General features: G+C 63.7%; 27 protein-coding genes and 1 pseudogene. 16 read left to right on the forward strand and 12 right to left on the reverse strand.

All coding sequences use genetic code 11. From position 1 onward, the window contains the following. Positions 1-65 precede the first annotated feature (65 nt). The gene (locus ACVIHF_RS22825; RefSeq protein ID WP_253609936.1) at positions 66-1100 is read left to right on the forward strand and encodes an AI-2E family transporter; all 1035 of its coding nucleotides are present in this window, start codon (positions 66-68) and stop codon (positions 1098-1100) included. Here ACVIHF_RS22825 and ACVIHF_RS22830 read toward each other — a convergent pair. The 7 genes and pseudogenes from ACVIHF_RS22830 to xoxF5 form a co-directional block, all read right to left on the reverse strand. Beyond that, positions 1097-2815 carry a metallophosphoesterase family protein gene (locus ACVIHF_RS22830; RefSeq protein ID WP_456792580.1) on the reverse strand — a complete coding sequence of 573 codons (1719 nt, stop codon included), beginning with the start codon at positions 2813-2815 and terminating at the stop codon, positions 1097-1099. The genes ACVIHF_RS22825 and ACVIHF_RS22830 overlap by 4 nt on opposite strands. A 66-nt stretch (positions 2816-2881) precedes the next feature. After that, positions 2882-4022 (reverse strand): annotated as a pseudogene (locus tag ACVIHF_RS22835) (epoxide hydrolase family protein). A gap of 309 nt (positions 4023-4331) precedes the next feature. Beyond that, entirely contained in the window at positions 4332-5285 is a 954-nt protein-coding gene (locus tag ACVIHF_RS22840) for a hypothetical protein (protein ID WP_456792581.1), read from the reverse strand. A gap of 137 nt (positions 5286-5422) precedes the next feature. Beyond that, positions 5423-5986, reverse strand: coding sequence for an S-(hydroxymethyl)glutathione synthase (gene gfa, locus ACVIHF_RS22845; protein WP_016847312.1), 564 nt, complete (start codon positions 5984-5986; stop codon positions 5423-5425). 33 nt (positions 5987-6019) lie between these two features. After that, positions 6020-7129 (reverse strand): S-(hydroxymethyl)glutathione dehydrogenase/class III alcohol dehydrogenase, encoded by a 1110-nt coding sequence (locus ACVIHF_RS22850; protein ID WP_024580243.1) that lies wholly within the window; start codon positions 7127-7129, stop codon positions 6020-6022. Positions 7130-7179: 50 nt separating this feature from the next. Continuing rightward, a complete protein-coding gene (locus ACVIHF_RS22855; protein ID WP_253609935.1) occupies positions 7180-7662 on the reverse strand; it encodes a c-type cytochrome, methanol metabolism-related in 483 nt (160 codons plus the stop codon). 123 nt (positions 7663-7785) lie between these two features. Beyond that, positions 7786-9591 (reverse strand): lanthanide-dependent methanol dehydrogenase XoxF5, encoded by a 1806-nt coding sequence (gene xoxF5, locus ACVIHF_RS22860; protein ID WP_456780098.1) that lies wholly within the window; start codon positions 9589-9591, stop codon positions 7786-7788. 422 nt (positions 9592-10013) lie between these two features. Here xoxF5 and ACVIHF_RS22865 point away from each other — a divergent pair, with 422 nt between their 5' ends. Both ACVIHF_RS22865 and ACVIHF_RS22870 read left to right on the forward strand, forming a co-directional pair. Further along, positions 10014-10988, forward strand: a complete 975-nt coding sequence (locus tag ACVIHF_RS22865) for a helix-turn-helix domain-containing protein (protein WP_016847804.1) — start codon at positions 10014-10016, stop codon at positions 10986-10988. Positions 10989-11018: 30 nt separating this feature from the next. Beyond that, complete coding sequence (locus tag ACVIHF_RS22870; protein WP_456792582.1) at positions 11019-11453, forward strand: YkvA family protein; 435 nt, start codon at positions 11019-11021, stop codon at positions 11451-11453. Here the strand turns inward: ACVIHF_RS22870 and ACVIHF_RS22875 are convergent. Then, entirely contained in the window at positions 11450-12814 is a 1365-nt protein-coding gene (locus tag ACVIHF_RS22875) for a histidine kinase (RefSeq protein WP_456792583.1), read from the reverse strand. The genes ACVIHF_RS22870 and ACVIHF_RS22875 overlap by 4 nt on opposite strands. Before the next feature lie 181 nt (positions 12815-12995). On the opposite strand from ACVIHF_RS22875, the gene ACVIHF_RS22880 reads away from it, so the two are divergent. Further along, positions 12996-13616, forward strand: coding sequence for a response regulator transcription factor (locus tag ACVIHF_RS22880; RefSeq protein WP_016847801.1), 621 nt, complete (start codon positions 12996-12998; stop codon positions 13614-13616). Positions 13617-13646: 30 nt separating this feature from the next. Beyond that, complete coding sequence (fghA, locus tag ACVIHF_RS22885; RefSeq protein WP_141339819.1) at positions 13647-14486, forward strand: S-formylglutathione hydrolase; 840 nt, start codon at positions 13647-13649, stop codon at positions 14484-14486. A gap of 179 nt (positions 14487-14665) precedes the next feature. On the opposite strand, the gene ACVIHF_RS22890 is transcribed toward fghA, so the two are convergent. After that, positions 14666-15184: a DUF3280 domain-containing protein gene (locus tag ACVIHF_RS22890; RefSeq protein ID WP_456780093.1), complete on the reverse strand. Its 519-nt coding sequence runs from the start codon at positions 15182-15184 to the stop codon at positions 14666-14668. A gap of 146 nt (positions 15185-15330) precedes the next feature. Here ACVIHF_RS22890 and ACVIHF_RS22895 point away from each other — a divergent pair, with 146 nt between their 5' ends. From ACVIHF_RS22895 to ACVIHF_RS22920, 6 genes are all read left to right on the forward strand, one after another. Continuing rightward, a complete protein-coding gene (locus tag ACVIHF_RS22895; RefSeq protein ID WP_168856063.1) occupies positions 15331-16512 on the forward strand; it encodes an ABC transporter substrate-binding protein in 1182 nt (393 codons plus the stop codon). 5 nt (positions 16513-16517) lie between these two features. Next, positions 16518-17495, forward strand: a complete 978-nt coding sequence (locus ACVIHF_RS22900) for a YVTN family beta-propeller repeat protein (protein WP_253607699.1) — start codon at positions 16518-16520, stop codon at positions 17493-17495. Then, positions 17492-18313: an ABC transporter ATP-binding protein gene (locus tag ACVIHF_RS22905; protein ID WP_456792584.1), complete on the forward strand. Its 822-nt coding sequence runs from the start codon at positions 17492-17494 to the stop codon at positions 18311-18313. The genes ACVIHF_RS22900 and ACVIHF_RS22905 overlap by 4 nt, the downstream gene beginning before the upstream one ends. After that, complete coding sequence (locus ACVIHF_RS22910; protein ID WP_253607697.1) at positions 18310-19158, forward strand: ABC transporter permease; 849 nt, start codon at positions 18310-18312, stop codon at positions 19156-19158. Before ACVIHF_RS22905 ends, ACVIHF_RS22910 begins: the two co-directional genes overlap by 4 nt. Further along, positions 19155-19772 (forward strand): hypothetical protein, encoded by a 618-nt coding sequence (locus tag ACVIHF_RS22915; RefSeq protein ID WP_076834158.1) that lies wholly within the window; start codon positions 19155-19157, stop codon positions 19770-19772. Before ACVIHF_RS22910 ends, ACVIHF_RS22915 begins: the two co-directional genes overlap by 4 nt. A 142-nt stretch (positions 19773-19914) precedes the next feature. Next, positions 19915-20211, forward strand: coding sequence for a copper-binding protein (locus ACVIHF_RS22920; protein ID WP_016847793.1), 297 nt, complete (start codon positions 19915-19917; stop codon positions 20209-20211). A gap of 27 nt (positions 20212-20238) precedes the next feature. Here ACVIHF_RS22920 and ACVIHF_RS22925 read toward each other — a convergent pair whose 3' ends face one another. Further along, a complete protein-coding gene (locus ACVIHF_RS22925; protein WP_456792585.1) occupies positions 20239-20793 on the reverse strand; it encodes a PQQ-dependent catabolism-associated CXXCW motif protein in 555 nt (184 codons plus the stop codon). After that, positions 20790-21671, reverse strand: coding sequence for a substrate-binding domain-containing protein (locus ACVIHF_RS22930; protein ID WP_456792586.1), 882 nt, complete (start codon positions 21669-21671; stop codon positions 20790-20792). The genes ACVIHF_RS22925 and ACVIHF_RS22930 overlap by 4 nt, the downstream gene beginning before the upstream one ends. 167 nt (positions 21672-21838) lie before the next feature. Between ACVIHF_RS22930 and ACVIHF_RS22935 the strand changes: the two genes are divergently transcribed. Together ACVIHF_RS22935 and ACVIHF_RS22940 are read left to right on the forward strand one after the other, a co-directional pair. Then, complete coding sequence (locus ACVIHF_RS22935) at positions 21839-22765, forward strand: quinoprotein relay system zinc metallohydrolase 2 (RefSeq protein ID WP_456792587.1); 927 nt, start codon at positions 21839-21841, stop codon at positions 22763-22765. Between the two features lie 43 nt (positions 22766-22808). Then, positions 22809-23633, forward strand: a complete 825-nt coding sequence (locus tag ACVIHF_RS22940) for a quinoprotein dehydrogenase-associated SoxYZ-like carrier (RefSeq protein ID WP_456780090.1) — start codon at positions 22809-22811, stop codon at positions 23631-23633. Between the two features lie 124 nt (positions 23634-23757). Here ACVIHF_RS22940 and ACVIHF_RS22945 read toward each other — a convergent pair whose 3' ends face one another. Then, the gene (locus tag ACVIHF_RS22945) at positions 23758-24099 is read right to left on the reverse strand and encodes a hypothetical protein (protein WP_371852187.1); all 342 of its coding nucleotides are present in this window, start codon (positions 24097-24099) and stop codon (positions 23758-23760) included. Positions 24100-24248: 149 nt separating this feature from the next. Here ACVIHF_RS22945 and ACVIHF_RS22950 point away from each other — a divergent pair, with 149 nt between their 5' ends. The 3 genes from ACVIHF_RS22950 to ACVIHF_RS22960 are packed head-to-tail and all read left to right on the forward strand — an operon-like array spanning position 24249 to position 26621. Then, the gene (locus ACVIHF_RS22950) at positions 24249-25181 is read left to right on the forward strand and encodes an ABC transporter substrate-binding protein (RefSeq protein ID WP_456794115.1); all 933 of its coding nucleotides are present in this window, start codon (positions 24249-24251) and stop codon (positions 25179-25181) included. A gap of 2 nt (positions 25182-25183) precedes the next feature. After that, positions 25184-25921, forward strand: coding sequence for an ABC transporter permease (locus tag ACVIHF_RS22955; RefSeq protein WP_057020570.1), 738 nt, complete (start codon positions 25184-25186; stop codon positions 25919-25921). Further along, positions 25911-26621, forward strand: coding sequence for an ABC transporter ATP-binding protein (locus ACVIHF_RS22960; RefSeq protein ID WP_076834171.1), 711 nt, complete (start codon positions 25911-25913; stop codon positions 26619-26621). The genes ACVIHF_RS22955 and ACVIHF_RS22960 overlap by 11 nt, the downstream gene beginning before the upstream one ends. Positions 26622-26646: the final 25 nt, after the last annotated feature.

Consider the following 26646-nt stretch of genomic DNA (forward strand, 5'->3'; position numbering starts at 1 on the left):
CGGTCTTGTCGCGCTACGAGACAGACTGGCAATGTCTGCGTTCACGGAGATCGGGTAACCCAAGGATGGCTGGCGGGTTGAAGATCACGACCGGCATCATCGCCGCGGTGCTGGTCATTGCGGCGGTGGCTCAGGCGCGCAGCGTGCTCGCCCCGCTTGCGGCCGCCCTGTTTATCATCGCGATCGTCTGGCCCGTTCAGCAACGGCTGCAGTCGTGGCTGCCGAAACTCCTCGCGCTCGCCATTACCGTCGTTGTTACGGTTGCCACCTGCATCGCGTTTGCCTCGCTGGCAGCATGGGGGTTCGGCCGCGTCGGGCGCTCCTTGATTGCGGATGCGGCGCGGTATCAGGCCTTCTACGATGCCGCGGTGATCTGGCTCGACGGCCATGGCGTCTCGTTCGCCGGCGTCTGGGCGGAGCATTTCAATGTCGGCTGGCTGCTGCGTACCACGCAATACGTCACGGGCCGCGTCAACACCACATTGAGTTTCTGGCTCATCGCGCTGGTCTATGTCGTGCTGGGACTTCTCGAGGTCGAAGACGCTGGTCGACGAATCCAGCGGCTGGAGAATCGCACAGCTGCGCGCGTCCTGCTCAAGGGCAGCAAAGCGACGGCCGCCAAGTTTCGTAAATATATGCTGGTGCGGACGCAGATGAGCGCGGTGACGGGTCTCTTAGTCGGCCTGTTCGCCGCTGTGACCGGGCTGCCATTCGCATTCGAATGGGGCGTGATCGCCTTTGTCCTCAACTACATTCCTTTCGTCGGTCCTTTCATCGCGACGCTGTTCCCCACGCTGCTGGCCATGACACAGTTCGAGAGCTGGCCCGCGGTGTTCGGCGTGTTCGCCTGTCTCAACGTCATCCAGTTCGTGGTCGGCAGCTATATCGAACCGCGGGTGGCCGGTTCGACGTTGTCGATCTCGCCGTTTCTGGTGCTGTTTGCGATCTTCTTCTGGAGCTCGCTTTGGGGCCTGTTCGGGACCTTCATCGGCGTACCGATCACGCTCGCTATTCTGACCTTCTGTGCCGAGAGTCCGTCGGCCGCATGGATAGCCGATCTGTGTGGCGGATCGCACGAAGATAAGCTGGAAGCGTCCTAGCTTGCGGCAATCTCAACCCGCTCGGGCTCGGTGAGGCAAAGCTTCCGGTCCGGGCCGACCATCATTTTGTGGATATAGAAATAGCTGACTTCATCGTCGGCCCCCATCACCGGCGACGGGGCCGAGACGATCCTCGACGCACCACATGTACCGATCCAATCGATATGCCGGTGACCGTGCATCACCACTGAGCGATCGGAAAACCGTTGCAACCTGCGTACAAACCAGCTGCCGTTGATCAAGGCTGTCCCAATGCGCTCGGCAAATGTCTTCACTGGCATGGGATATTCCATCACGTGATGATGTAACGCGATGGTCCAGCATGCCGTCGGAAAATGACGGATCGCAGCCTCCAACCGCCGCGTTTGCGCTTCCGAAACCAAACCGAGCGCGTTGGTGAAGGAGAAGTGGGTTTTGGCGTTGGAGTTGAGAATGGCGATCCCGAGGCCACCGTCCTGGTCCGGCGGCAGGATCATTGGGAATTGATCATCGAACAGGCCACGGAGCGCCGCTGCGCGGCGCACGCCCCCGTGCTGCGCAAATCGTGTTATCCGATCATGATAAGGGGCGAGCGCCTGGTTCAGCGTGGCCGACGGTTTGCCGGAACCGTCGATGACACGCACGCGATCGCCCTGGACGGCCGCGATCGCCGACAGGGTACGCATCTGCCGTAGCCGCTTGCCTGGGCTGAACGGCAGGTCGAGGCGCGCAGGATTGGCACGATCCACGACGTTAACGTCATGATTGCCCGGAAGCATGATGATGCGTGCTGCAAGCTCGGGATGAGCTGCCAATGCATCGAGAAATTCCGCCCATTCGCCGGGCCGGCCGGCGTCCGTCATATCGCCGCTGATCAGCACATGGTCGAGCGGATCAACGCTGTGAATTTCGGCAAGGCGAGCCAACACGCGATTGAATTGCTCGTTTCCCCGCGGACCGGCGGTCCCGCTTTCGATGCGGAAGCCGTACCGCTCGCCGACCACGTGAAGATCGGACAGATGCGCAAGGCGCCAGCAGCGGCCTCCGGACGGAGTCGCGTCGAATCCGGCCAGGTCGGCCGGTTGTTCCATACTGGCGTCGGCCACGCTCCAGGCCAGTGACGCGACCGCAAGATAGCAGGACACCAGCACCGCGGCGTTCGCGAACGTCGGCAACACCAGACGATGGATCAGAACAAGGTCATTGACGGTCGCAGTCCATTGCGAGGCAGGCCAGGCCAGGGCCGCGATCAATGCCGCCCCCGCGGAGAGCAGTATGCCGGCGCCGACCGAGCAACCGCGGCGCAGCCTCGTGCGAGAGGCAGGAGTCGCGCCGGTGCGCCAAAGCAGCTCCGCCAGATGGCCCAGCGCCTCGCGTGTGAAGGCATAACTCGGTTGGACCGCGAGCGCGTTCAGCGACCAGAAGCTTGTTTCCGCGATTTGAAGCAGCGGTCGTCCGCCGAGCCATCCCAACGCTGCGATCACAACCAGCGCCAGCACGGCGCCCACTTCGGACAGGGCAAGAGCGTGTTGCGAAAGGCTCGAAATCCAGGCGGATGCGACCAGTGGCGCAAGGCCGAGCAGTACGCCCGGAAGCAGAAGCGAGACCGTCCAGGCGAACAACAGTTTCGCCGGGCTTATCTCAACCAGAAGGCTACCCACGATCGCGAACAACGAACGCTGTTCCGGGCTGGCGGCATTGTCCTCAAAGTCGCCGAGGCGGGGATCAAGCAGCACGCCGACGTCCTCCGTTGCACGGCGCATTCTGTCACAAACCGCTTCAGACCAACATACGCGTCAGGCTTAGCGCAGCTTCCCGAAGAACTCGCGCACCTCGCCGACGAACAACTCGGGCTGCTCGAATGCCGAGAAATGTCCCCCTTTCGGCATCTCGCTCCAGTGCTGGATGTTGGTGAAGTTTGTCTCCATCCATTTGCGAACCGGCGTGACGATCTCCTTGGGGAACACGGCAACGCCGGTCGGCACGCTCACCTTGTGCGGGGTTCGCTTGCCCGGCCCAAAGCTTTCCCAATAGAGCCGCGCCGACGACGCAGCCGTCGCGGTGACCCAGTACAGCATGACGTTGTCGAGCAGTTCGTCGCGGCTGAGGATGTTCTCCGGATGGCCGTCGCAATCGGTCCAGGCCCAGAATTTTTCCAGGATCCAGGCCGCTTGCCCGCTCGGGGAATCCGTCAGGCCATAGCCTAGCGTCTGCGGCCGGGTGGACTGCTGCTTGGAATAGCCGGAATCCCAGTCGGCATAATATTTGATGCCGTTGAGCGCCCTCGTCTCCTCCGGCGTCGGCTGCCCCTCGACATTGGGCCGGGTCGACATCGCAAGCGTGATGTGAATGCCGGCGCAATGCGCAGCATCCTGTCCGCCGATCGCGGTTGTGACCGCGGAGCCCCAGTCGCCGCCTTGCGCGAAATAGTTGGCGTAGCCGAGCCGCTGCATCAGGACGGCCCAGGATTTGGCGATCCGGTCGACGCCCCAGCCGGTGGCGATAGGCTTGGCCGAGAAGCCGAAGCCCGGCAATGACGGGCACACCACGTGGAAGGCATCGGGCCGCGCGGCTGCCATGGGCCACGGGATCGGTCAGCGGCTCGATCACCTTGTGGAATTCGACCACCGATCCCGGCCAGCCATGGGTGATGATCAAGGGCCGCGCCTCCGGATGCTTCGAGCGGACATGAATGAAGTGGATGTCGAGCCCGTCGATTTCGGTGGTGAACTGGCTGAAGCGGTTGAGCCGCGCCTCGCGCTGCCGCCAGTCATAGGTCTCGGCCCAATAATGGCAGACGTCCTTGATCCATTGCAGCGGCGCGCCCTGGCTCCAGTCGTCGACCAGCTCGGCTTCCGGCCAGCGGGTCCGGCGCAGCCGACTACGCAGATCCTCGAGGGCATCGTCGCTGACGGCGATGCGGAACGGGCTGATGGCGGTCATGGCGTCTCCCCGGGATGCTGAACTTTCGGGGAAGATAGGCTGGCGCGGGTCGCCGATCAAACCCCGCGCCGCAAACCTCGCCTGCACGAACCCTGCACGACTAGCCGCGAAATCTGACGACAAGAACCATTATCGGCACCGCGATCTTGCTAAGACATCGGCCACAATAGATCGACATCACGCGCAGGCGATCGAAGCGCTGATGTCGCAGAGGACGGAGCTCGTTGTGACAATCTATCTGATTGGCATCCATGACAGACAAGATGCCGTGTTGAAGTCGGGATTGCCGCTGGTCAATAGCTCGCTGAGCTATTTGCCGATCGCCGCCTCGAGCAGCGCCTGGGCCTGCCTGGTGGCCGCGGCGAAGGCCGGCTGTTGCGGCGCGCGCTCGGTGAAGCAGCGCTTGAACGCATCCTCGCCCTGCTGGCGCAGGTCGCCGAGCTTGTCATAGGCCTGCCGGGTGATCTGCTTGCGCTCGAGCCTCTCGGCCGCCGCATCGGCCTTCTTGTTGTAGTCTGTGCGGATCGCGGTGCAGGCCGGCACTTCCACCGCCGGCTCGATCTCGCCATAGGCGACATACATCTTGCCGCCGGCGAGCGCCGCCACGAACGCCTCGTCGGCCTTGTCGGGGAACGAATCCTGGGTGCGGCCGGCCAGGAAGCCGTAAGCCAGGGTGGCCGACGCCGGCTTGGCGATCGGCAGGTCGTCGAAATTGACCACCGCGGCATCGGTCGAGATCGCCTGGGTGTAGAGGCCCTCGAACTTCAGGGCGGCATCGACCTGCTGCGGCACGTTCTTGCTGCCCTTGTCCCACCAGGTCTTGTGTTCGTGCAGCCAGCGCGTGAATAGAGGCTCGGTGGTGACGATGATATGGGCTTTCGGCTCGACGAAGCTGCCGTCGGCGCGTTTTTCTCCGATCTTTGCCCCGTCCCTGCCGGTGTCGGCATCGAAGCGCAGGCCGTCCAGCATGCCGAACCCCGTATCGCCCTTGTATAGAGTGTCGAGGTTGAGCTGGGCGGGAGCAAAGCCCGGCCGGGCGGGCTGTGACAGGATGGCCGTCAGCTGCCCCTTCAGCTCGTCGCGCGCGACTGCCTCGGCCTTGTCGACGACCTCATTGATCTTGTTGTCGTTCGACAGCTTGGCGAATTTGGCGATCGCGGCGTCACGCGCGGCGATATAGCGGTCTTCCGGCGACGCGGCGCGGGCCGGCGAAAGCAGCAGGATCAGGGAAAGGACGAGGGCAAAGCGGAAAATAAAATGCATGCCCTGTGGTCGTCCGCAGGGCATGCAAGGTTCAAGGTCACGGGTACTACCAGCATATCCCTCGCCGGCAGACCCTCTGCCGGCGCAGGATCTCGTCAAGGCGAGTCAGTCAGGCCGCCTTTGTCACGGTGCCGTCGTCAGGCCGCCTTGGACTTCGCCACGTGGGTAGCGATCGCATCCATCAGCGGCGGCGACAAGCAGTCATAGGGCTCGAGCCCAAGCTCCTTGAGCCGCGACCTGATCCCGGCCATATCGGCCGGCTTGACGCCGGACTCGATCACCGACGACACGAAGGCGGCAAATCCGGGCGCAGCCGAGCCGGACTCCTGGAACAGCTCGGGATGGATGAAGTCGAGGCCATAGAACGGATGGCCCTTGTTCTCGATCCGGCCGTACATGTGGGTGCCGCATCCCGTGCAGGCATGGCGCTGGATCACCGCCGCGGCATCGACGATCTTCAGCTTGTCGCCGTTCTCCAGCACGGTGACATTCTCGCGCGGCACCACCGCGACCACCGAGAAGGTGGCGCCCGAAGGCTTCCAGCACTTGGTGCAGCCGCAGGCATGGTTGTGGGCGACGTCGCCCTTGATGCCGACCTTGACCGGCTTGTCCGCGCATTTGCAGACCAGCGTGCCGCCGGCAAAGCTGCCGGAGCCTTGCTTGACGCCATTGTCGACCGACGGGTGGATATGAACAGTCATTGACCTATCCTCCTAGTGCTTGGTGTTGTGATTTCAGAATACGACGACCGAACGGATCGATTTTCCCTCGTGCATCAGGTCGAAGCCCTTGTTGATCTCGTCGAGTTTCAGCACGTGGGTGATCATCGGATCGATCTGGATCTTTCCGCCCATGTACCAGTCGACGATCTTCGGCACGTCGGTTCGGCCGCGCGCGCCGCCGAAGGCCGTGCCCTTCCAGACCCGTCCGGTGACGAGCTGGAACGGCCGGGTCGCGATCTCCTTGCCGGATTCCGCGACACCGATCACCACCGAGACGCCCCAGCCGCGATGGCAGGCTTCCAGCGCCTGCCGCATCACGTTGGTGTTGCCGGTGCAGTCGAAGGTGTAGTCGGCGCCGCCGTCGGTCAGGCCCACCAGGTGCTGGACGATGTCGCCGCCCACCTTGGTCGGGTTGACGAAATGCGTCATGCCGAACTGCTTGCCCCAGGCTTCCTTGGAGTCATTGATATCGACGCCGATGATCTTGTCGGCGCCGACCATCTTGGCGCCCTGGATCACGTTGAGGCCGATGCCGCCGAGGCCGAACACCACCACGTTGGAGCCCGGCGTCACCTTGGCGGTGTTGACGACCGCGCCGACACCGGTGGTGACGCCGCAGCCGATGTAGCAGCTCTTGTCGAACGGCGCGTCCTCGCGAATCTTGGCCACCGCGATCTCGGGCAGCACGGTGAAGTTCGAGAAGGTCGAGCAGCCCATATAGTGGAAGACCGTCTTGCCCTTGTAGCTGAAGCGCGAGGTGCCGTCGGGCATCACGCCCTTGCCCTGGGTGGCGCGGATCGCGGTGCAGAGATTGGTCTTCTGGCTCAGGCAGCTTTTGCACTGCCGGCATTCCGGCGTGTAGAGCGGGATCACATGATCGCCCGGCTTGACCGACGTCACGCCGGCGCCGACCTCGCGAACGATGCCCGCACCTTCGTGCCCGAGGATCGAGGGAAAGATGCCCTCGCTGTCGAAGCCGTCGAGCGTGTAGGCATCGGTGTGACAGATGCCCGTCGCCTTGATCTCGACCAGGACCTCGCCGGCCTTGGGACCCTCCAGATCGAGCTCGACGATCTCAAGCGGCTTCTTTGCTTCAAATGCGACTGCGGCGCGGGTCTTCATCTTGGTCTCCACAAAACGTCAAACAGGTTTCTCGTTCGCACCGGACGGGCTCACTTCTTGTCGTTGTTGCCCATGCAGGCGTCTTCCGCCTTGCCGTAGGCTTCCGACTTGTCTTCGTGCTTGGCCGGCCGAACACGCCCAACCGCGTCATTGGCGCGGGCGCGCAGGTAGACATAGAGGTCGTCCATGTAGCAGGCAACGTTCGGGTTATCGCCGAACGCCGGCATGACATTTTCCTGCGCCGTCGAGACGTTCTTGCGTCCGCTCGCGACCACGCCCATGAAATCCGGATAGCTCATGGTCTTCAGCGAGTCCTTCAACGCCGGCGCGTAGGTCGAGCCCATGCCATCGGGTCCGTGGCAGACGTGGCACTCCGAATGATAGCGGCGGTATCCGGAGTAGGTGTACCAGTCCACCGTGCCGTCGGATGTCACCTTGAACGTCGGGTTGCCATCCTTGTCGAGATACTTGCCGTCCTCGTTCTTGACGGCGGTTGGATCACCCACGTCCTCGGCGGAGGCAACTCCACCCATTGCCACGACGAAAATCGCGGCAGTCACAAACCAGATCTTACGCAAAAGCATATCCTCGCGTGCAGATTGAAGACGGACCGGCGCATGGAGATCGCCCCATGCGCCGGAACGAGGTTGCTCAGCTCACTGCTGCGGCAGCGAGAACACGGTGAGCGTTCCGCCGAGCGCGGTGTAGTTGCTCAGCGCGGCATAGCCGCCGACTGCGCCGAGACCGGCCGTCGGATCAGTCAGACCGGCCGCGAGGCCGATGCCTGCCCAACCGCCAACACCCGACAGAATGGCGACGTACTGCTTGCCGGCATGCTCATAGGTGGTGACGTTGCCGATGATGCCGGACGGGGTCTTGAACTTGTAGAGCTCCTTGCCCGTCTTGGCGTCGACAGCCTTCAGGTAACCTTCCAGCGTGCCGTAGAACACCACGCCGCCGGCGGTCGCGAGCGCACCCGACCAGACCGAGAACTGCTCCTTGTTGGACCAGACGATCTTGCCGGTCTTGCCGTCCCAGGCAATGAAGTTGCCCATGTTGGTCTCACCGGGAGGCGGATACATCGACAGCGTCGCGCCGACATAGGGCTGACCTGCGGTGTAGCTCACCTTGAACGGCTCGTAGTCCATGCAGACGTGGTTGGTCGGCACGTAGAACAGTTGCGTGTCCGGCGAGTAGGCTGCCGGCTGCTCGTCCTTCGAGCCGAGCGCGGCCGGGCAGATGCCCTTCACGTTGACGTCCTCGCCGGCCTTGTCAGTCGACGCTGCGTCAAGAACCTTCGGACGACCATAGGTCGGCGAGTCCTTCTTCATGTCGACGCCGGAGGTCCAGTTCACCTTCGGATCGTACTTCTCGGCGACCAGCAGTTCGCCGGTGGCGCGATCAAGGGTGTAGCCGAGCCCGTTACGATCGAAGTGGGTCAGCAGCTTGCGCGCCTTGCCGTCGATCGTCTGATCCGAGAGGATCATCTCGTTGACGCCGTCATAGTCCCATTCGTCATGGGGCGTCATCTGGTAGACCCACTTGGCGACGCCGGTATCCGGGTTACGCGCCCAGATCGTCATCGACCACTTGTTGTCGCCGGGACGCTGCTTCGGATTCCAGGTCGAGGGATTGCCCGACCCGTAATAGACGAGGTTCAGTTCGGGATCATAGGAGATCCAGCCCCAGGTCGCGCCGCCGCCGATCTTCCACTGATCGCCTTGCCAGGTCTTCAGGCTCGAATCCTTGCCGATCGGCTTGCCGAGCTCGGTGGTCTTGTCGTCGACCAGAAGCTGGTCATCGGGACCTTCCGAGAAGCCGCGCCAGACCAGCTTGCCGGTCTTGATGTCATAGGCGCTCATGTGCGCCTGAACACCGAACTCGCCGCCGGAGATGCCGATCAGGACCTTGTCCTTGATCACCATCGGCGCGGAGGTGCCGGTCGCACCCTTGGCGGGATCGCCGTTCTTCACCGTCCATTCGACCTTGCCGGTCTTGGCGTCGAGCGCGACCAGCGTGGTGTCGGCCTGGTGCAGGAAGATCTTCCCGTCGCCATAGGCAACGCCGCGGTTGACCGTGTCGCAGCACATCACCGGAATGACGTTCGGATCCTGCTTCGGCTCGTACTTCCAGACGATCTTGTTGTCCTGCGAAAGGTCAAGAGCATAGACCTTGTTCGGGAACGGGGTGTGGACGTACATGATGTTGCCGATGATCAGCGGGCCCCCCTCGTGGCCGCGCAGCACGCCGGTCGAAAACGTCCAGGCGACCTGCAACTTTCCGACGTTCGAGGCGTTGATTTGATTCAGCTTGGAGTAACGCGTGTTCGCGTAGTCTCCGGTCGGCATCACCCAGTCTTTCGGGTTCTGCGTCATCTTGTGGAGTTCGTCACTGGCGTTGGCCGCTCCGACGGCAAATACCGCCATTGCCCCAAGACCGGTCGCGTAAAGCATCTTGCGCATCGTGGATTTCCTCTCCCAGGTTCAAGAGCTCAAGGGTTTCCGCCGAAACGGCCCCACTTCTTCCATTTTGGTGCCCCAGTCGTAGTCCTCTCGAAGCACGCTGACTTGCCCAAAAGAGAAGAGCCGTTTGCTCAAAAGCGAAGCTTCGTCAGATTTTTGTCGCCCGGCCCTCAATTAGCTGGAAAGCTTGCTTCATGTTGCAGGGCATCAATCGCGGCCGGCGCAATCCGGATGCCAGATTGACGCGTGCTAAGGTTGCGCTTGACGAGCCCAGAACTAAGTCGGAGGATCACCCGACATTAACCGGGAAGAAATCCCGCCGCCTCCCTAAGCTATTCAGAATCAGGGAGAAGGCGCATCATCCCGGGCCAGACTTAAGCTCGGTGAGCAGTCACGTGGGGATCGAATCGGTGGCTGGAAAGATGTCCGATACAGTCCATTCTCTCAGCACGAACGGATTGACGCCCAAGCGGCAGATTCAGCGCTGGTCGGATGCGCTCACTGACCTTTGCGGCCAGTTCGACGTCGATGCGCTGGAAGGATCCTCGCTCGAAGCCCGGGTCAATTTCACGACGGTATCGCGCCTGAAGCTGTGTCAGATCGAGGCAAGCCAGCACCGGATCGCGCATACCATCTCGCGCATCAAGCTGAGCGAGCACCCCTATATCAAGATCGTGTTCCAGACCCACGGCGTCTCGCATTTCGAGCAAGACGGCCTGCACTTCGACATCATGCCGGGCGACTGCTTCGCCTACGACGTGTCGTGTCCGCACACCATCATCAGCCCGTCGCTGACGCGGCACGAGGTCGTCATCGTTCCAAAGGACCTGCTCAAGGAGCGCGGCTTCCAGCTCTCCAAGATGGCGCCGTGCAAGCTGTCGGCGCGCAACGGCACCGGCCGCATCGCCTATGATTTCGTCCATGCCGCCTTCGGCGAGGCACCGACGCTGACGCCGGTCAACGCCGTCGGCGTGGCTGATGCGCTGATCGACTTGCTGCTGTTGCCGCTGCGCGAGACCGGCGCCATGTTCGACCGCGGCAGCGCCGAGGCCACCTATGTGCGGGCCCAGGGCTTCATCCGCGAGCATCTGCGCGATCCGGATCTCTGCATCGACCGCATTTCCGCGGCGCTCGGCTGCTCGAAGCGCTATCTGCACATGCTGTTCAGCGATCGCGGCATGACGGTCAGCGACTACATCTGGAAGGCCCGGCTGCAGAACTGCCGGCAGGAGCTGGAGTCCCAGAACGGCAAGACCATCACCGACGTCGCGTTCTCCTGGGGCTTCTCGAGCTCGTCGCATTTCAGCCGCGTCTTCCGGAAGTATTTCGGCATCGCGCCCTCCTCCGTCCACAAGGGCCTGCACGGCGGTATGCCGGCCGATGTGGTGCTGGAATAGCGGTTCCATCCGACGTGCAGGCGTTGCGCCATGCCGTCCGCCGACAGACTTTCTCCAACCAAGTTGTCCTCAATCAAGCTGTCCTCGATCAAGGTTTGGGCGCGCAACCTCAAGCGGGACAGCGTTGCGCTGTATCTCGCATCGCGTGATCCGCGCGTGCCCTGGTATGCCAAGGCCCTTGCCGTCGCCGTCGCGGCCTATGCGCTGTCTCCCATCGATCTGATCCCGGATTTCATTCCGGTGATCGGCTATCTCGACGATCTGATCCTGCTGCCGCTCGGCATCTGGCTTGCGATCTCGCTCGTGCCGGACGAGGTGATGGCGGAATGCCGTGCCAAGGCCGGCGCCGTCTTGCAGCGTCCGACCAGCCGGGCGGGAATGATCGCGATCGTCGTGCTCTGGATCGCCGGCGCGGCGGCGCTGGCTTGGGCGGCTTTCAGATATTGGCGACAGCCAATCGTCTAGGACCGTGCGGCCTTTGGCACGAGCGCCTCGACCGTCACGCCATCATCGCTGGAATTGATGTTAAGCGTGCCGCCAAGCGCGAGGATCCGCTCCTGCATCCCGGTCAAACCGCGGCCAAGCCTGTGATCCCTCAGCAGGCCGCGGCCATTGTCGCGAACCCGCACGAGCGCGCAGTCGCGGCTGCCGCGCAGGCCGGCCTGGCATTCCGCCGGTTCGACCGTGATATCGACCGCGGTCGCGCCGGCATGGCGGAACACGTTGGTGAGCGCCTCCTGGACGATGCGATAGATCGTGAGGTCGGCCATCTCGCCGGTATCGCCGAGCGCCGGCGAGATGCGGCTCTCGATCTTCACCTCCGGGTGCGTTTCGCTCCATAGCCGCACCAGCGCGCCGAGCGCTTCCGCAAGCCCGAGCTCGGCCAGGCCGACCGGCCGCAATCGCTCAAGAATCCGGCGCGTGAACTGCTGGAGCGCGTTGACCTGCTCGAGGATGGCGTTGCCGTGCTTGCGCAATGCCGCAGGGTCCGGCTTTTCGACTTCCGCCAGCCGGGTCAGCGCGCCGGCATGCGCGCGCAAGGCAAACAGATAGGGCCCGAACTCATCGTGCAATTCGCGCGCGATCTCCTTGCGCTCGGAATCCTGCAGCGAGACCGCGCGCTCGGCGAGCTGCCGCTTGCCCTCGACGGCATCGCCAAGGGTCGCCGCCAGATGGTTCAGTTTGGCACAGATGGCGGCCAATTCCGGCGATCCGCCGGGCTCGACGCGGGCATCGTAATCCCCGGCCTCGATGCCGGTCATGGCCTGCGACAGTGCCTCCAGTGGCGCCAGCGCGCGGCCGACCACCAGCATGGTGACCAGAAGCAGCGCGACCGCGATCGCGGAGCCGACCTCGATCTGGGTGACGATGCCGTCCCAGATCTCGGCGACTTCGTCGTCGGGATGCGAGGTGATGACCAGCGATTGCGGCTTGCCGTGCACCGAGATCGGCACCCGCACCGAGGTCTGCTCGGGATGAACCAGCGCGACGAACCACTGCGGCGGAGCGCGTTGATCGCCGGCGTCCTCGGGGCGATCAGGAGATTTTGCGGTCGCGCCATCCTGCCGCGTGATGCTGACGTGACGCAGCCGGCTCAGGTCCTGGACGATCTGATCGAGCCGCGCATCGGGATCCGGCGCCTCGTCGAGACCGGCCACGATCGTCGCAACGAATTCACGCGCCAGACGGATCACGCTCTGGTCCTCGGCCTGGACACGCGGCCCCGCTTCCAGCACGAGCCGCGCAATATTGATGCCGAGGCCAAGCGCTAGGATCAGCGCCAGCAGCAGGTTGATCCGCGCGCGCAAAGATAGCTTTTGCCACATGACGTTGCCCCCGACCGCGATCCCTCCTCCGAGAGGATCGTTGACAGCCAAATTTGCCCGGCTATCTAATCGCACCCTATCGCAATCCCGCACGAGGTGCACAACCGGTCGGAACCGACCTGTCCTTCGCGCAAACCGACGTGATGATGAGTGAATCGAAGCAGGTCGCCGGAACAACGCCATGCGCATTCTGATCGTTGATGATCATCCCATCGTTGCCTCCGGTTGCCGCACCGTGTTCGCCGACGATCCCGAGATCACGCTGCTGGAAGCGGCGGATGCCGAAAGCGGCGAACGGGCGTTCGTCGCGGAGAAGCCCGATCTCTGCGTGATCGACATCAACCTGCCGACGGTCTCCGGCTTCGAGCTGGCGCGCCGCATCCTGACGCATGATGCGTCTGCGCGCCTCATCATGTTCAGCATGAACGATGACCCGGTGTTCGCCGCCCGCGCCATCGACATCGGCGCCAAGGGTTACGTTTCGAAGACCGGCGATCCCAACGATCTGGTGGAAGCAGTGCGCGAGGTCGGCAATGGCGGCGTCTATCTGCCGCCAGCGATCGCGCGCAACGTGGCGTTTGCGCGGCCGGGCTTTGCGCAAAATCCGCTCTCTAAGCTCACTTCACGCGAGATGGAGATCCTGCGCCTGCTCAGCTCCGGCAAGAGCCTGTCGGAGATCGCCTGGCTGGTGCATTCATCATACAAGACGGTCGCAAACACGTCATCGATCATGCGCCAGAAGCTTGGCGTGCGCACTTCGGCAGAGCTGGTGCGGCTGGCGATCGAGAGCGGCGTCGCCTGACGCAGCGCTCCAACCAAGAGGAATACGACAATGCAGACGGTTTCCCAGAACAAGTCGCATGGCGGCACGCAAGGCGTCTATCGGCATCCAAGCCGCGAGACCAAGACCGACATGACCTTTTCGGTGTTCGTCCCTGAGCATGCGGCCGGCGCCAAGCTGCCCGTCGTCACCTATCTGTCGGGCCTGACTTGCACCCACGCCAACGTCACCGAGAAGGGCGAATTCCGCCAGGCATGCGCCGAGCTCGGCCTGATCTTCGTCGCGCCCGACACCAGCCCGCGCGGCGAAGGCGTCCCCGGCGATCCCGCCAACTCATACGATTTCGGGCTAGGCGCCGGCTTCTACGTCGATGCGACGGAGCAGCCGTTCGCGACCAATTACCGGATGTGGAGCTACGTCACCGAGGAATTGCCGAAGCTGATCGCCGAGCAGTTCCCGGTCGACACAACGCGGCAGTCGATCCTCGGTCATTCCATGGGCGGCCATGGCGCGCTGACGGTCGCGCTGCGCTATCCCGATCGTTATCGCGCGGCGAGCGCGTTTGCGCCGATCGTGGCGCCGTCGCAGGTGCCATGGGGCAACAAGGCGCTCGGCGGCTATCTCGGCAGCAACAAGCAGGCGTGGCGCAAGCATGACGCCGTCGCCCTGATCGAGGACGGTGCCCGCTTCTCCGATCTGCTGGTCGACTACGGCGATGCCGACGGCTTTCTCACCGAGCAGCTGCGGCCCGAACTCCTGAAGGCCGCCTGCGAGAAGGCCAACATCCCCCTCACCCTGCGGCGTCAGCCGGGCTATGACCACAGCTACTACTTCATCTCGACCTTCATGGCCGATCATCTGCGCTGGCACGCCGCGCGGCTGAAGGCCTGAGCGTCACGCAGTCCGTCATCCTGAGGAGGCCGCGAAGCGGCCGTCTCGAAGGATGCACGTCCCGAATTTCTACGTGTGGCTGTAACCGGGCCGATTCATCCTTCGAAGTTCGCCCAGCGGCGCAATTGCGCCGCAAGGCTCGCACCTCAGGATGACTGCAGTCCATTCGTGAGCGCAGGCTACCGCGCTTGCGGCGCGCCGTAGTTCGGCGCGAGCAGGCGGTTGCGCACGAGGTAGTCGGTGGCGCGCGACCAGGATTCGTCGGTGTTGCCGCGCATGTCGGCGCTCGCCGCCGCCAGCAATTGCCCGCTGTGGACGTCGCGCAAATAGAGATTGATGTTGAGGATGAGGTTGGAGACCTTCTGCACCACGCCCGTCATCACGAGATCAGCGCCCAGTTCGCCGGCCAGCTTCACATCGCAGCCGCCGCAGGCCTGAAGATTGCTGCCATGCGCCGCAGCATTGACCGGCGCGATGTCGAGCACGCGGAACTTGCCGGAGTCCGCGAGCTCCTTGCGCACCTGATCGCCGGCCCGGAGCAGCCGCGCCTGCTCATCACTGCGTGGCCCGCTCACTTCCCCCTGCAGGCTCGTGTCGATCATCTCGAGGTCGAACACCGCGAGCTTGGGCGGCTCCGCGCGCGCTGCCGCCGAAGACACCACCAGCAAAGAAACGGCGAAGGCAAACGCTGATCTCATGATTGTGAACCAATCGTAGTTTGTAACGTCGCAACGACAAAAAGCGGGGTTGCAAGCTAGGCCAATTCCGGCATCTTGCAAGTCAACAGCATGGAAGCCGGATTTCCGAACGCCATGCCGAGTGAAAAAAGACTGCGGGAGGAGTTATGTTGCGATGGCTGATCGGCACGATCGCGCTCAGCATGGTGGCGACCGGCGCGCTGGCGGCTGATCCCGTCGAGGTTCATATCGGCTATCTCGGTCATGCCGGCGTCAAATCGACGCTCTCGCTGGTCGAGCAGCCCGCCGACAATGACGGCATCGCAGGCGCGCGCCTTGCGATCGAGGACAACAACACGACCGGCAAATTCCTCAACCAGCGCTTCGTGCTCGACGAGGTCAAGGTCAAGGATAGCGACGATGTCGCCAAGGTCGCGACCGACCTCGCCGGACGCAACGACTATATCATCACCGACCTGCCCGCCGACGCCTTGCTCAAGGTCGCCGACGCGCTGCGCGACCGCGGCACCGTGCTGCTCAATGCCGGCGCGATCGACGATCGGCTGCGCGAGCAGGACTGCCGCGCCAATGTCATCCACATCGCACCCACCCGCTCGATGCTGGCGGATGCGCTTGGCCAATATCTGGTGTGGAAGCAGTGGAAACGCTGGCTGCTGGTGGTCGGCTCGCATGATCAGGACAAGCTTTACGCCGACGCGCTGCGCCGCGCCGCGACCCGCTTCGGCGCCAAGATCGTCCAGGAACGGACCTTCGAGGACACTGGCGGCGCGCGCCGCACCGACAGCGGCGTGACCTTGATCCAGCGCCAGATGCCGGTGTTCACCCAGCAGGCGCCGGCTTACGACGTGCTGGTCGCCGCCGACGAGAGCGAGGTGTTCGCGAACTATCTGCCGTACCGCACCTGGGACCCGCGTCCGGTGGCGGGCTCGGCGGGTCTCGTGCCGACCAGCTGGGACGCGGCGCATGACCAGTGGGGCGCGGTCCAGATCCAGAACCGCTTCGTCAAGCTGAACATGCGCCGCATGACGGCGCTCGACATGCAGGCCTGGACCGCCGCGCGCATGATCGGGGAAGCCACATCCCGCACCAATTCGGGGGACCCCAAGAAGGTTATCGCCTTCCTCAAGGGCAAGGATTTCTCGATTGCCGCCTTCAAGGGCACGCGATTGACCCTGCGAGACTGGAATCTGCAGCTCCGCCAGCCGATCCTGCTGGCCGATGGTCGTATGGTCGTTTCGGTCTCGCCGCAGGAAGGTTTCCTGCATCAGGTCTCCGAACTCGACACGCTCGGAGTTGACCGGCCTGAAACGAAGTGCAAGCTGCAGTGAGGGAGATGATACGCATGTGGCGCCGCTGTCTGTTGACCGGGATGCTCGTTTGGCTTGCCGCGACACCGGCGTCCGCCTTCGTTGCCTACGTCTCCAACGAGAAGGGCAACACCGTCACGGTGATCGACACCAACAGCTGGACGGTGACCAAAACCATCAAGGTCGGCCAGCGGCCGCGCGGCATCGAGTTCTCGCGTGACGGCAAGTTCGTGATGGTTGCGGTCGGCGACGACGACACGATCCAGGTGATCGATACCAAGACCCAGGAGATCGTCGACACCCTGCCCTCCGGTCCCGACCCCGAATTGTTCACCCAGGATGCCGCCGGCAAGACCATGTATGTCGCCAACGAGAACGACAACACGGTCACCGTGATCGATCTCGAAAAGCGCGCCCGGATCGGCGACATCCAGGTCGGCGTCGAGCCTGAGGGCATGACGATCAGCCCGGACGGCAAGATCCTGATCAACACGTCCGAGACCACCAACATGGCGCATTTCATCGATACGTCGACGCGCCAGATCGTCGCCAATGTGCTGGTCGATTCGCGGCCGCGTTTCGCCCAGTTCAAGCGCGACGGTTCCGAATTGTGGGTCTCCTCCGAGATCGGCGGCACGGTGTCGATCATCGATCCGGTCAAGCGCGAGGTGACCGGCAAGATCACCTTCGAAATTCCGGGCTTGCGCAACGAGGCGATCCAGCCAGTCGGCATCGGCATGACCAAGGACGGCAAGACCGCATTCGTTGCGCTCGGCCCCGCCAACCGCGTTGCCGTGGTCGACGGCACGAGCCACAAGGTTCTCAAATATCTCCTGGTCGGCCAGCGGGTCTGGCACATGGATTTCACCCCGGACGAAAAATATCTGCTGGTCACCAACGGCGTCTCGAACGACGTCTCCGTGATCGACGTCGCGGCCCAGAAGGTGATCAAGACCATTCAGGTCGGCGAACTGCCCTGGGGGATCACGATCGCGCAGCCATGACCGCAACCGACGCCCATATCGCGAACCAGCCTTCGCCGGATGCAAGCCCTGGAACAGCCGCGGCCGTGCAGCCGGCGCTGTCGATCGGCAATGTGAGCCACAGCTACGGTCCGCGCCGCGCTTTGATCGACGTCAGTTTCGCGGTTCAGCCTGCGAGCTTCACCGCGCTGCTGGGCCTCAATGGCGCCGGCAAGAGCACGCTGTTCTCGCTGGTGACGCGGTTGTTCGGCATCCAGAACGGCCAGATCAAGATCTTCGGCCACGACATCAGCCGGACGCCGGGTGAAGCGCTGCGGCTGATGGGCGTGGTGTTCCAGCCGCGCACGCTCGATCTCGACCTCTCGCTGACGCAGAACCTGCTGTATCACGCCGCGCTGCACGGCATCTCGCGGCGCGAGGCGCGGCTGCGCAGCGCCGAGGTGCTCGGCCGCATCGGGCTTGCCGACCGCGCCGCCAGCAAGGTGCGCGATCTCTCGGGCGGCCAGATGCGAAGGCTTGAGATCGCCCGCGCGCTGCTGCACCGGCCCCGGCTGCTGCTGCTCGACGAGGCCACGGTCGGGCTCGACGTCAAGGCGCGCGCCGACATTCTCGACCATGTCCGGCAGCTCGTCACCGAACAGGGCATCGGCGTGCTCTGGGCGACGCATCTGTTCGACGAGATCATGCCAAATGACGACCTCGTCGTGCTGCATCAGGGCCGAATGCTGGCGCACGGCCCGATGTCACGGGTGATCACCGACGCCGGCGCCCAGGACGTCAACACCGCGTTCATGCGCCTGACCGGAACGGCAACACTCGCGGGGAGACCGCCGTCATGACCAGCACGACGGTTACGCCTGAGCGAAGCGGCTTCTCGCTGTCGGAATACATCGTCTGCCTGAACGGCATCGTGTGGCGCGAGGCGCTGCGCTTCCTGCATCAGCGCGAGCGCTTCGTGTCGGCGCTGGTCAGGCCGCTGGTCTGGCTGTTCATCTTCGCGGCCGGCTTCCGGCAGGTGCTCGGTATCTCGATCATCCCGCCCTACGAGACCTACATCCTCTACGAGGTCTATATCGCGCCCGGGCTGATGGCGATGATCCAGCTGTTCAACGGCATGCAATCCTCACTGTCGATGGTCTACGACCGCGAGATGGGCAACATGCGCACGCTGCTGGTCAGCCCGCTGCCGCGCAGCTATCTCTTGTTCTGCAAGCTGCTTGCCGGCACGGCGGTGTCGCTGCTCCAGGTCTATGCCTTCCTTGTCATCGCGTGGTTCTGGGACATCTCGCCGCCGACCATCGGCTACCTCACCGTGCTTCCGGCGCTGGTGCTGTCGGGTCTGATGCTCGGCGCGCTGGGCATGCTGATCTCGGCCAGCATCAAGCAGCTGGAAAATTTCGCCGGCGTGATGAACTTTGTGATCTTCCCGATGTTCTTCGCATCGTCGGCCCTCTACCCGCTGTGGCGCGTGCAGGAAGGCAGCCCGATGCTGTATTATATCTGCCAGTGCAATCCGTTCACGCATGCGGTGGAGCTGATCCGGTTTGCACTGTACGGCAAGATGAACTGGGTTTCGCTCGCGGTGGTCGGCGGCTGCACCGTCGTCTTCATGATCGGCGCGATCCTGGCTTACGATCCATCGCGCGGCCTGGTGCGCCGCGGACCCGGCGGAGGCGAGGCATGACAGGCTGGCGAACAGGACTGGGCGCGCTGCTCGCGATGGTTCTGTCGAACCAGGCCGCATCGGCTGCCGACCCGCGCTATCCGGACTGGCCCTGCCAACAGGCCAAGGTGCCCGAGATCTCGCTCGCCGCAGTCTGGGCCGGGCCGCCGCTCGGCGATGCCGAGACCAAGTGGAAGGACGACCCGAAAGTCAGCGCGCTCGCGATCAAGCTCGCGGCGCGCCGCGTTCCGCTCGAAGAAGCGCAGAAGGAAATCACCGAATTCCTTTCAGCTGCCGCGGCCGACAAGGCGAATGCGGGAAAACTGCTGTTTGCCGGTCTGTTCGATACGCTGAACGGACAGCGCGCCTCGGTGATGAACGGGCTCGAGCGCGTGATGCGCAAGCAGCGCGAGGCCGCGGAGAAGATCCGCGACGATACGCTCAAGCTGCAGGCGCTGCAGGACGCGACACCGCCGGACCAGGCCAAGGTCGACGAGCTCGGCAACCAGCTGGTCTGGGAGACCCGCATCTTCGAGGACCGCGGGCGCGTGGTGAAATTCGTCTGCGAGGTGCCGACCGCCATCGATCAGCGCCTGTTCGCGCTCGGCCGCACCATCCAGCAGGAGCTCGATTGAGGCCTGCGACCGAACGCCCCGGGATCGTCAACGCGCCGTTTTGACGGTCTTTTGGGTAACAGTCTGTTGGGCCACGCCGATCCGGAACAAACTGCACTGCCCGCTCGTTGTCTCCAACTATATCTGAACTTGGGAGACCTCCATGAAAGCAGCCAAGATCGTCATGACCAGCCTTGCCGCCGCGAGCCTGGTCACCACAGCGGCTTTGGCCCAGCAATCCATGTCGGGAATGGTCACCAAGATTGACCGACTGAGTGGAACCATCTCGATCCAGCAGACGCAAGGCGGCACAGTGGGCGCGTCCGGCGGCGCGATCCAGGAATACAAGGTGCCGAAGGGACAATCGCTGGAGGCCTTCCACGCCGGTGACAAGGTCTCGTTCACCACAACGGACAGCGACGGCGGCAAGACCATCAACAAGCTCGACAAGCAGAAGTAACGGCCCACGTGGCGCGCGAGGCCGGGCTTACTGCTCTCCCTCGCGCGGCTCGGGCTCGGCATCCGCCAGCGGCAATTTGGCACGCCCCCATCCGTCGGTTCCCTCCGGATACCACGCCACGTTGCGGTAGCCGTAGGACAGCACGCGCTTGGCCACGTTCCACGACATCCAGCAATTCTCCTGGCAGTAGATCACGAGCAATCTGGTGGCGTCGCTTCCTGAGGCGCGGACCAGCCCGCGCCGCAGATAATCCTCCGTCGGCGCGGCGAGCTTGCCGTAGCCGGTATCGGGCAGCCAGATGCTGCCGGGAATGTTGAGGTGCGGCCGTTCGCGCCATACCGTGCCGGCGGGCAGATTTGGCTTTGGCGCGCGCGGCAGCACGTCGACGAAGGCGGCGGACTTGTCGCGCCAGATCGCTTCCGCTTCCGCGGTGGTGAGCACCCGTGCGCCGGCAAGCGTCACCGGCACCGGAGCGCGGTAGTCCTCGGTGCGATAGCCCTCCGGCTCTGCGGGTGGGTCTTGCGCGCGGACAGGCGAAGCGGCGACGAGCATCACCGCAAGCATGGCCGCGAGCCTGATCATGGTGATTTGGTCGCGGTCTCCGGCCCGATTGGACGGTCGTTCTCGTCGAGCAGCGGGACGCCGTAGTCGAGCAGGATCTTGTTGATCTCGGGCTGGTTCTCCTGGATCAGGCGATTGAGCTGGCGCTTCCAGTTCTGGTCGGACGCCCGCACGCCCATGCCGATGCGATAGATCAGCTTCGGTCCCGTGCTCTCCTTGACCAGCGGGGTGATGTGCAGCGGCGGGTTGGCCTTCTTGGCGTAGAAGCCCGCCATCGGTCCCCACAGGATGCCGGCGTCGATCTCACCCTTGGCGAGATCGTTCATCATCGCCTCGGCCGACGAATCGTAGCGCGTATCGATCATCAGCGGATAAGGCTTCGCATTGGTCATCAGACCGTTGATGGCCATGTTGGTCGCGGGCGGCGTTCCCGCCACGATGCCAATATGCTTGCCTTTCAGCCGCTGGTCCTCGAGCGTCGTGACCTCATCGAGCCCACTGCCCGGCTTCGCGACGATCGCATAGGCTGTGCGGTAATAGGGATTGGTGCCCTGCGCGAGGTCATCGCCTTGCGGAAAGCCCATGATCACGTCGCAGCGATGCGCACCGAGCGTCATCCGCACGAAGCCGGTCGCCTGCGGAAAGAACATGTAGTCGAGCTTCTTTTGCAGCTTCCCGGCCAGCAGTTCGCCGATCTTGTTCTCAAACCCCTCGCCCTTGTCGTTCGAGAACGGCAGGTTGCGGGGATCGGCACAGATGCGCAGCACGCGGGCATCGATGAGCTCGATGGAAAGCTCGCCCTGATCATTGACCTGCGCGCGCGCGATGTCGCGGCCGGCCAGACAGGCGATGAAGCCGACAAGCGCGAGCAGAACAGGACGGCATCCGACAATTCTCATTACGCGGTCTCCTCTTGATCGGATCGATCGCCGCCATCCAGCAATTGCCCGGCGCACCATGACGTGCAACAGGAATAATGATCGCGACCACGCCGCGCTGCTTGCTGCAGCGCAAACTGGAACGCGACGACATCGATCGCGCGTCCCGGAGTAACTGAGGCGGAAACATGGCTCATGGCGGTTCGGTGCTTGCGCTGCTCCTGATGCTTTGGGCGCCGACCATAGCGCGGGCGCAAGAGGTGGAATTGCCTGTAAGCGAAGTCGCTCCCGGAATATTCGTTCACACCGGGGTCACCGCGTTGATGACGCGCGAGAACGAAGGCGCCATCGCCAATGTGGGGTTCGTGATCGGCGACAGTGCCGTTGCGGTCATCGACACCGGCGGCAGCGTCCGCGAAGGACGACAGCTGCTCGCCGCGGTCCGCAGCCGTACCGACAAGCCGATCCGCTACGTGATCAACACCCACGCCCATCCAGATCACAGCTTCGGCAATGCGGCTTTCGTCGGTGACGGGACCAGCTTCGTCGGCCATAAGTCCCTGCCACGCGCGCTGGCCGCGCGCGGACAATTCTACCTCGACGGGTTTCGCCGGACCATGGGCGATGAGCTGATCGACGAGGTGAAGATCATCCCCCCGACCGTGCTGGTCGCGGACACGCTGAAGCTGGACCTCGGCGGACGGGCCCTCACCCTGAAAGCGTGGCCGCCCGCCCATAGCGACAACGACCTCACGGTTCTCGACGAGCAAACCAGGACCCTGTTCGCCGGCGATATGGTGTTTCTCATCCATATTCCCGTGGTCGACGGCAGCCTCAAGGGCTGGCTGCGTGCGCTCGACGAGCTCGCGGCGATCTCCGCCGAGCGTGTTGTTCCCGGTCACGGACCCGTGAGCGCGTGGCCGGCTGCGCTTGCCGACGAGCGGCGTTATCTTGGGGTGCTGGCCGCGGATGTGCGCGCACTGCTCGCAAGCGGCAAACCGATCACGGCCGCGGCCGAGCACGCCGCAGCCGCCGAGCGGCCGCGCTGGCAATTGTTCGACGACTACAACGCCCGCAACGCAACTGCAGCATTCTCGGAAATTGAATGGGAGTAGCTGTTCGTCCTATGATGACGCGGCTACATAGGATTTCGCGAACATGACCGGACATCGCGCCCGCCTGCTTTGCATCGCAAGCCTGCTCACGATCGCGCTGGGCACACCGGCTGCGCCCGCCGCGGAGGCCTATGATCCCTGGCCGGGTCTTGTCCAGGACATCTTCAGCAACCGCCCGATGAATGACGGCAATGATGTCATCGGCATCGAGATGCCGATGCGCGCGGAAGACGCCGCGATCGTGCCAGTGACGCTGCGCACCAAGCTGCAGCCGAGCGACAGCCGCCGCGTCGTCGCGATCACGCTTGTGATCGACGAGAATCCGGCGCCGATGGCCGCGAAGTTCACGCTGGGGCCGGCCGCCAACGTCACCGAGATCTCGACCCGTGTCCGCGTCAACAACTACACCAATGTGCACGCCGTCGCGGAGCTCAGCGACGGCAAGCTCTATGTGAGCAAGATCTATGTCAAAGCCTCCGGCGGCTGCTCGGCGCCGGCCGGCAAGAACGTCGAGGAAGCCAGGAACCGCCTCGGCCAGATGCGCTACCGGCAATTCACCAAGTCCGAACAGGGACCTGCGACCAGCACGCGGGAAGCCCAGATCATGATCGGGCATCCGAATAATTCAGGCCTGCAGATGGACCAGGTCACGCAGCTCTATATCCCGGCCTTCTTCGTCAACGAGCTGCACATCTGGCAGGACGACAGTCCGGTGCTGGCGATGGAGGGCGGAATCTCGATTTCCGAGGATCCCAATATCCGCTTCACCTACGTCTCGAATGGCGCCAAGCGCTTCCGTGCCGAAGCCAAGGACACCGAAGGGCATATCTTCGAGCACGAATGGAAGGTCGAGAATCCCGGCACCTGACGCCTCGCGATCTCACGACGGACGCAAAATGCAATGAGATCAGGTTGGATCGCTATCGCGCCTTAGCCCGGTATTTAAGCATGATCTTTCCGGAAAACCGCTTCGCACTTTTTCGGATCATGCTCTAGAAGCACCTGACTTCGGCTTCGGCCTGGGCGCGCCTGAGGTCGTTGAGCGCGTTCGCGGCCTGCTCGGACGAGCGGAACTGGCCGCCCAGATTGCCCCGCACCTGCGCCATGCTCAGCACGGTCTCGGCGGTGACATAGCGATCATAGGGGATGATCGAGGCGACGACGTCGATCGAGCAGGAACATTGCTCGATCGACTGCCGGGATTCGCCATTGGCCTTCATGCAGCCGAACACATATTCCGCCCGCGCCGAGGTAGGATAGTCGTTGATCTCCTGGGCCCGCACGCTGACGGCCGTCCCGGCAAGCACCAGGATGGCGACAATCGGTCGTAGCATGCCAGCTCCTGCCATGGTCCTGCTTCCTCTTCTCTTTCCGCAAGCTATGCTATGGATGTTGATCAGAAAAGAAAACATTCGGGGAAGTGGCTCAAGAAACGATGATCATCTCTGTACGCACGGTGTTGGCTGCGGCAGTTCTGGCGGTCATGCAGTTCGGCACCTCGTGCTACGCGCAGACCATCCGCGTTGCAGCGCAGAAGACCGGAACGCTGGCCTGGGAACTGGCCGTCATTCGCTCCCATGGTCTCGACAAGAAGGCCAATCTGTCGATCGACGTCGTCGAGTTGGCCAGCCCCGAGGCCGGCAAGATCGCGCTGCGCGCCGGCACGACCGACGTGATGGTATCGGACTGGCCCTGGGTGTCGCGCGAGCGGTCGCTCGGCGCCAAGCTGCAATTCTATCCCTATTCGAGCGCGCTCGGCGCCGTGATGGTCCCGGCCTCCTCGCCGGTCAAGACGCTCGCGGACCTCAAGGGGCGGAAGCTTGCTATTGCCGGCGGGGCGATCGACAAGAACTGGCTGTTGCTGCAAGCCGCATCGAAGCAGGACGGCGTCGACCTGAAGTCGCAGGCGACCATCGTCTACGGCGCGCCGCCGCTGCTCGCCGCCAAGACGCTCGGCGGCGAGATGGACGCGACGCTCAATTACTGGAATTTCTGCGCCGCGCTCGAAGCCAAGGGCTTTCGCCGGCTCGCCGGGATGGAAGAGATCCTGCAAAAGCTCGGCAGCAAGGGCCGCATCGCCATGATCGGCTACGTGTTCGACGAAGCCTGGGCCAATGCCAACAAGGATCTGGTGGCCCGCTTCATCGCGGTGACCCGCGCGGCGAAAGAGATTCTGGCGACCTCGGATGCCGAATGGGACACGATCGCGCCGCTCACCGGTGCGCAGGATGCCGCAACCCTGCATGCCTATCGTGAGCGCTACCGCGAAGGCATCCCGCGCCGTCCGATCGCGGACGAAGAGGCCGATGCGCGCGTGCTCTACCGGGTGCTGGCGCAGCTCGGCGGCCGCGATCTGGTCGGCACCGCAACCGAGCTCGATCCCGGCACCTTCTACCAAGCGATCCCGGGAGACTAGCGGTGCTGCGTCTCCTCTCATTCACGCTGTTCATCGCGACCTGGTGGATTGCCTCTCTCCTGATCGGCGATGCGAAGCTGCCGGCGCCGCCGGCGGTGCTGTCGGTGCTCGTCGCCGAAGCCCGATCGGGCGCGCTGTTCGTCAATCTCGGCGCAACCCTGGCCCGGGTCGCGCTGGCCTTCACCCTTGCCATGGCGCTCGGCTCGGCGATCGGCTATTTGATGGGCCGCGTCTCGCTTGCCAATCGCCTTGGCGATCCCTGGCTGATCCTGCTGCTCAACCTGCCCGCGCTCGTCGTCATCGTGCTCGCTTACATCTGGGCCGGGCTGACCGAGGTCGCCGCGATCGCCGCCATCGCCATCAACAAGCTGCCGACCGCCGTCGTCACCCTGCGCGAAGGCGCCCGCGCGCTCGATCCTGCGCTCGACGAAATGGCGACGGCGTTTTCTTTTCCGCGCGGCCGCGCCTTCCGTCATGTGATCCTGCCGCAGCTTGCGCCCTACATCGCGGCCGCTGCGCGCTCCGGGCTCTCGCTGGTCTGGAAGATCGTGCTGGTCGCCGAATATCTCGGAAGGCCGAACGGTGTCGGCTTCGAGATCGGGGTTGCCTTCCAGCTGTTCGATATCCCCTTGCTGCTCGCCTATTCGCTGAGCTTTGCGGGTGTCGTGCTCATCATCGAAACCCTGCTGGTGCAGCCGTTTGAAACCAGGCTAACGCGGTGGCGGCTCCGTGCAGCTTGAAGTCAATATCACCGGCAAGAGTTTTGAGAGCGCGGCCGGGAAGCGGCACGACGTGCTCGACAACGTCACCTTCACGCTGAACGCTGGCGAGGTCGGCGTGCTGTTCGGCCCGTCAGGCTGCGGCAAGAGCACCTTGCTCCGGATCCTCGCCGGGCTCGACGCCAACTACCGGGGCCATGTCGCGCGGTCGCCGGGCATGCGCCTTGGCATGGTCTTCCAGGAGCCGCGGCTGTTGCCCTGGCGCACGGTCGAGGAAAATGTGCGGCTGGCCGCGCCGCATGTCGACGACAGCACGCTCTCTGCGCTGTTCGAGGTGCTCGAACTGGGCGCGCACCGCAACCATTTTCCCGCGGAGCTGTCGCTCGGCCTCGCCCGCCGCGTCGCGCTGGCCCGCGCCTTCGCCATCGAGCCCGATTTCCTGATCCTCGATGAGCCGCTGGCCTCGCTCGACAATGCGCTCGCGGGGCGGCTGCGCGACCAGGTCGCGACGCTGGTGGCGAGCCGGAAAATGATGACCTTGCTCGTCACCCACGATCTCGACGACGCCGTTCGCCTCGGCGATCGCCTGTTCTTCCTGTCATCGCGGCCGGCCCGAATCCTCCACGTCGAGACCATTGCCACACCACGCGCGACGCGCGGCGAACCCGAGATCGACGAAATCAAGCGGCAACTCTCACAGTTGGACCTTGCAAATATGTGAGACGCCGTCATCCTTGGACGAAGCA

Source organism: Bradyrhizobium sp. USDA 4506, from assembly GCF_054058795.1.

What these genes read in the sequence shown, in the direction of transcription:
- ACVIHF_RS22825 (WP_253609936.1), top strand. Translation starts at nt 66, where the DNA reads ATGGCTGGCGGGTTGAAGATCACGACCGGCATCATCGCCGCGGTGCTG.
- ACVIHF_RS22840 (WP_456792581.1), bottom strand. Translation starts at nt 5,285, where the DNA reads ATGCATTTTATTTTCCGCTTTGCCCTCGTCCTTTCCCTGATCCTGCTG.
- gfa (WP_016847312.1), bottom strand. Translation starts at nt 5,986, where the DNA reads ATGACTGTTCATATCCACCCGTCGGTCGACAATGGCGTCAAGCAAGGC.
- ACVIHF_RS22850 (WP_024580243.1), bottom strand. Translation starts at nt 7,129, where the DNA reads ATGAAGACCCGCGCCGCAGTCGCATTTGAAGCAAAGAAGCCGCTTGAG.
- ACVIHF_RS22855 (WP_253609935.1), bottom strand. Translation starts at nt 7,662, where the DNA reads ATGGGTGGAGTTGCCTCCGCCGAGGACGTGGGTGATCCAACCGCCGTC.
- xoxF5 (WP_456780098.1), bottom strand. Translation starts at nt 9,591, where the DNA reads ATGCGCAAGATGCTTTACGCGACCGGTCTTGGGGCAATGGCGGTATTT.
- ACVIHF_RS22865 (WP_016847804.1), top strand. Translation starts at nt 10,014, where the DNA reads ATGTCCGATACAGTCCATTCTCTCAGCACGAACGGATTGACGCCCAAG.
- ACVIHF_RS22870 (WP_456792582.1), top strand. Translation starts at nt 11,019, where the DNA reads ATGCCGTCCGCCGACAGACTTTCTCCAACCAAGTTGTCCTCAATCAAG.
- ACVIHF_RS22875 (WP_456792583.1), bottom strand. Translation starts at nt 12,814, where the DNA reads ATGTGGCAAAAGCTATCTTTGCGCGCGCGGATCAACCTGCTGCTGGCG.
- ACVIHF_RS22880 (WP_016847801.1), top strand. Translation starts at nt 12,996, where the DNA reads ATGCGCATTCTGATCGTTGATGATCATCCCATCGTTGCCTCCGGTTGC.
- fghA (WP_141339819.1), top strand. Translation starts at nt 13,647, where the DNA reads ATGCAGACGGTTTCCCAGAACAAGTCGCATGGCGGCACGCAAGGCGTC.
- ACVIHF_RS22890 (WP_456780093.1), bottom strand. Translation starts at nt 15,184, where the DNA reads ATGAGATCAGCGTTTGCCTTCGCCGTTTCTTTGCTGGTGGTGTCTTCG.
- ACVIHF_RS22895 (WP_168856063.1), top strand. Translation starts at nt 15,331, where the DNA reads ATGTTGCGATGGCTGATCGGCACGATCGCGCTCAGCATGGTGGCGACC.
- ACVIHF_RS22900 (WP_253607699.1), top strand. Translation starts at nt 16,518, where the DNA reads ATGATACGCATGTGGCGCCGCTGTCTGTTGACCGGGATGCTCGTTTGG.
- ACVIHF_RS22905 (WP_456792584.1), top strand. Translation starts at nt 17,492, where the DNA reads ATGACCGCAACCGACGCCCATATCGCGAACCAGCCTTCGCCGGATGCA.
- ACVIHF_RS22910 (WP_253607697.1), top strand. Translation starts at nt 18,310, where the DNA reads ATGACCAGCACGACGGTTACGCCTGAGCGAAGCGGCTTCTCGCTGTCG.
- ACVIHF_RS22915 (WP_076834158.1), top strand. Translation starts at nt 19,155, where the DNA reads ATGACAGGCTGGCGAACAGGACTGGGCGCGCTGCTCGCGATGGTTCTG.
- ACVIHF_RS22920 (WP_016847793.1), top strand. Translation starts at nt 19,915, where the DNA reads ATGAAAGCAGCCAAGATCGTCATGACCAGCCTTGCCGCCGCGAGCCTG.
- ACVIHF_RS22925 (WP_456792585.1), bottom strand. Translation starts at nt 20,793, where the DNA reads ATGATCAGGCTCGCGGCCATGCTTGCGGTGATGCTCGTCGCCGCTTCG.
- ACVIHF_RS22930 (WP_456792586.1), bottom strand. Translation starts at nt 21,671, where the DNA reads ATGAGAATTGTCGGATGCCGTCCTGTTCTGCTCGCGCTTGTCGGCTTC.
- ACVIHF_RS22935 (WP_456792587.1), top strand. Translation starts at nt 21,839, where the DNA reads ATGGCTCATGGCGGTTCGGTGCTTGCGCTGCTCCTGATGCTTTGGGCG.
- ACVIHF_RS22940 (WP_456780090.1), top strand. Translation starts at nt 22,809, where the DNA reads ATGACCGGACATCGCGCCCGCCTGCTTTGCATCGCAAGCCTGCTCACG.
- ACVIHF_RS22945 (WP_371852187.1), bottom strand. Translation starts at nt 24,099, where the DNA reads ATGCTACGACCGATTGTCGCCATCCTGGTGCTTGCCGGGACGGCCGTC.
- ACVIHF_RS22950 (WP_456794115.1), top strand. Translation starts at nt 24,249, where the DNA reads ATGCAGTTCGGCACCTCGTGCTACGCGCAGACCATCCGCGTTGCAGCG.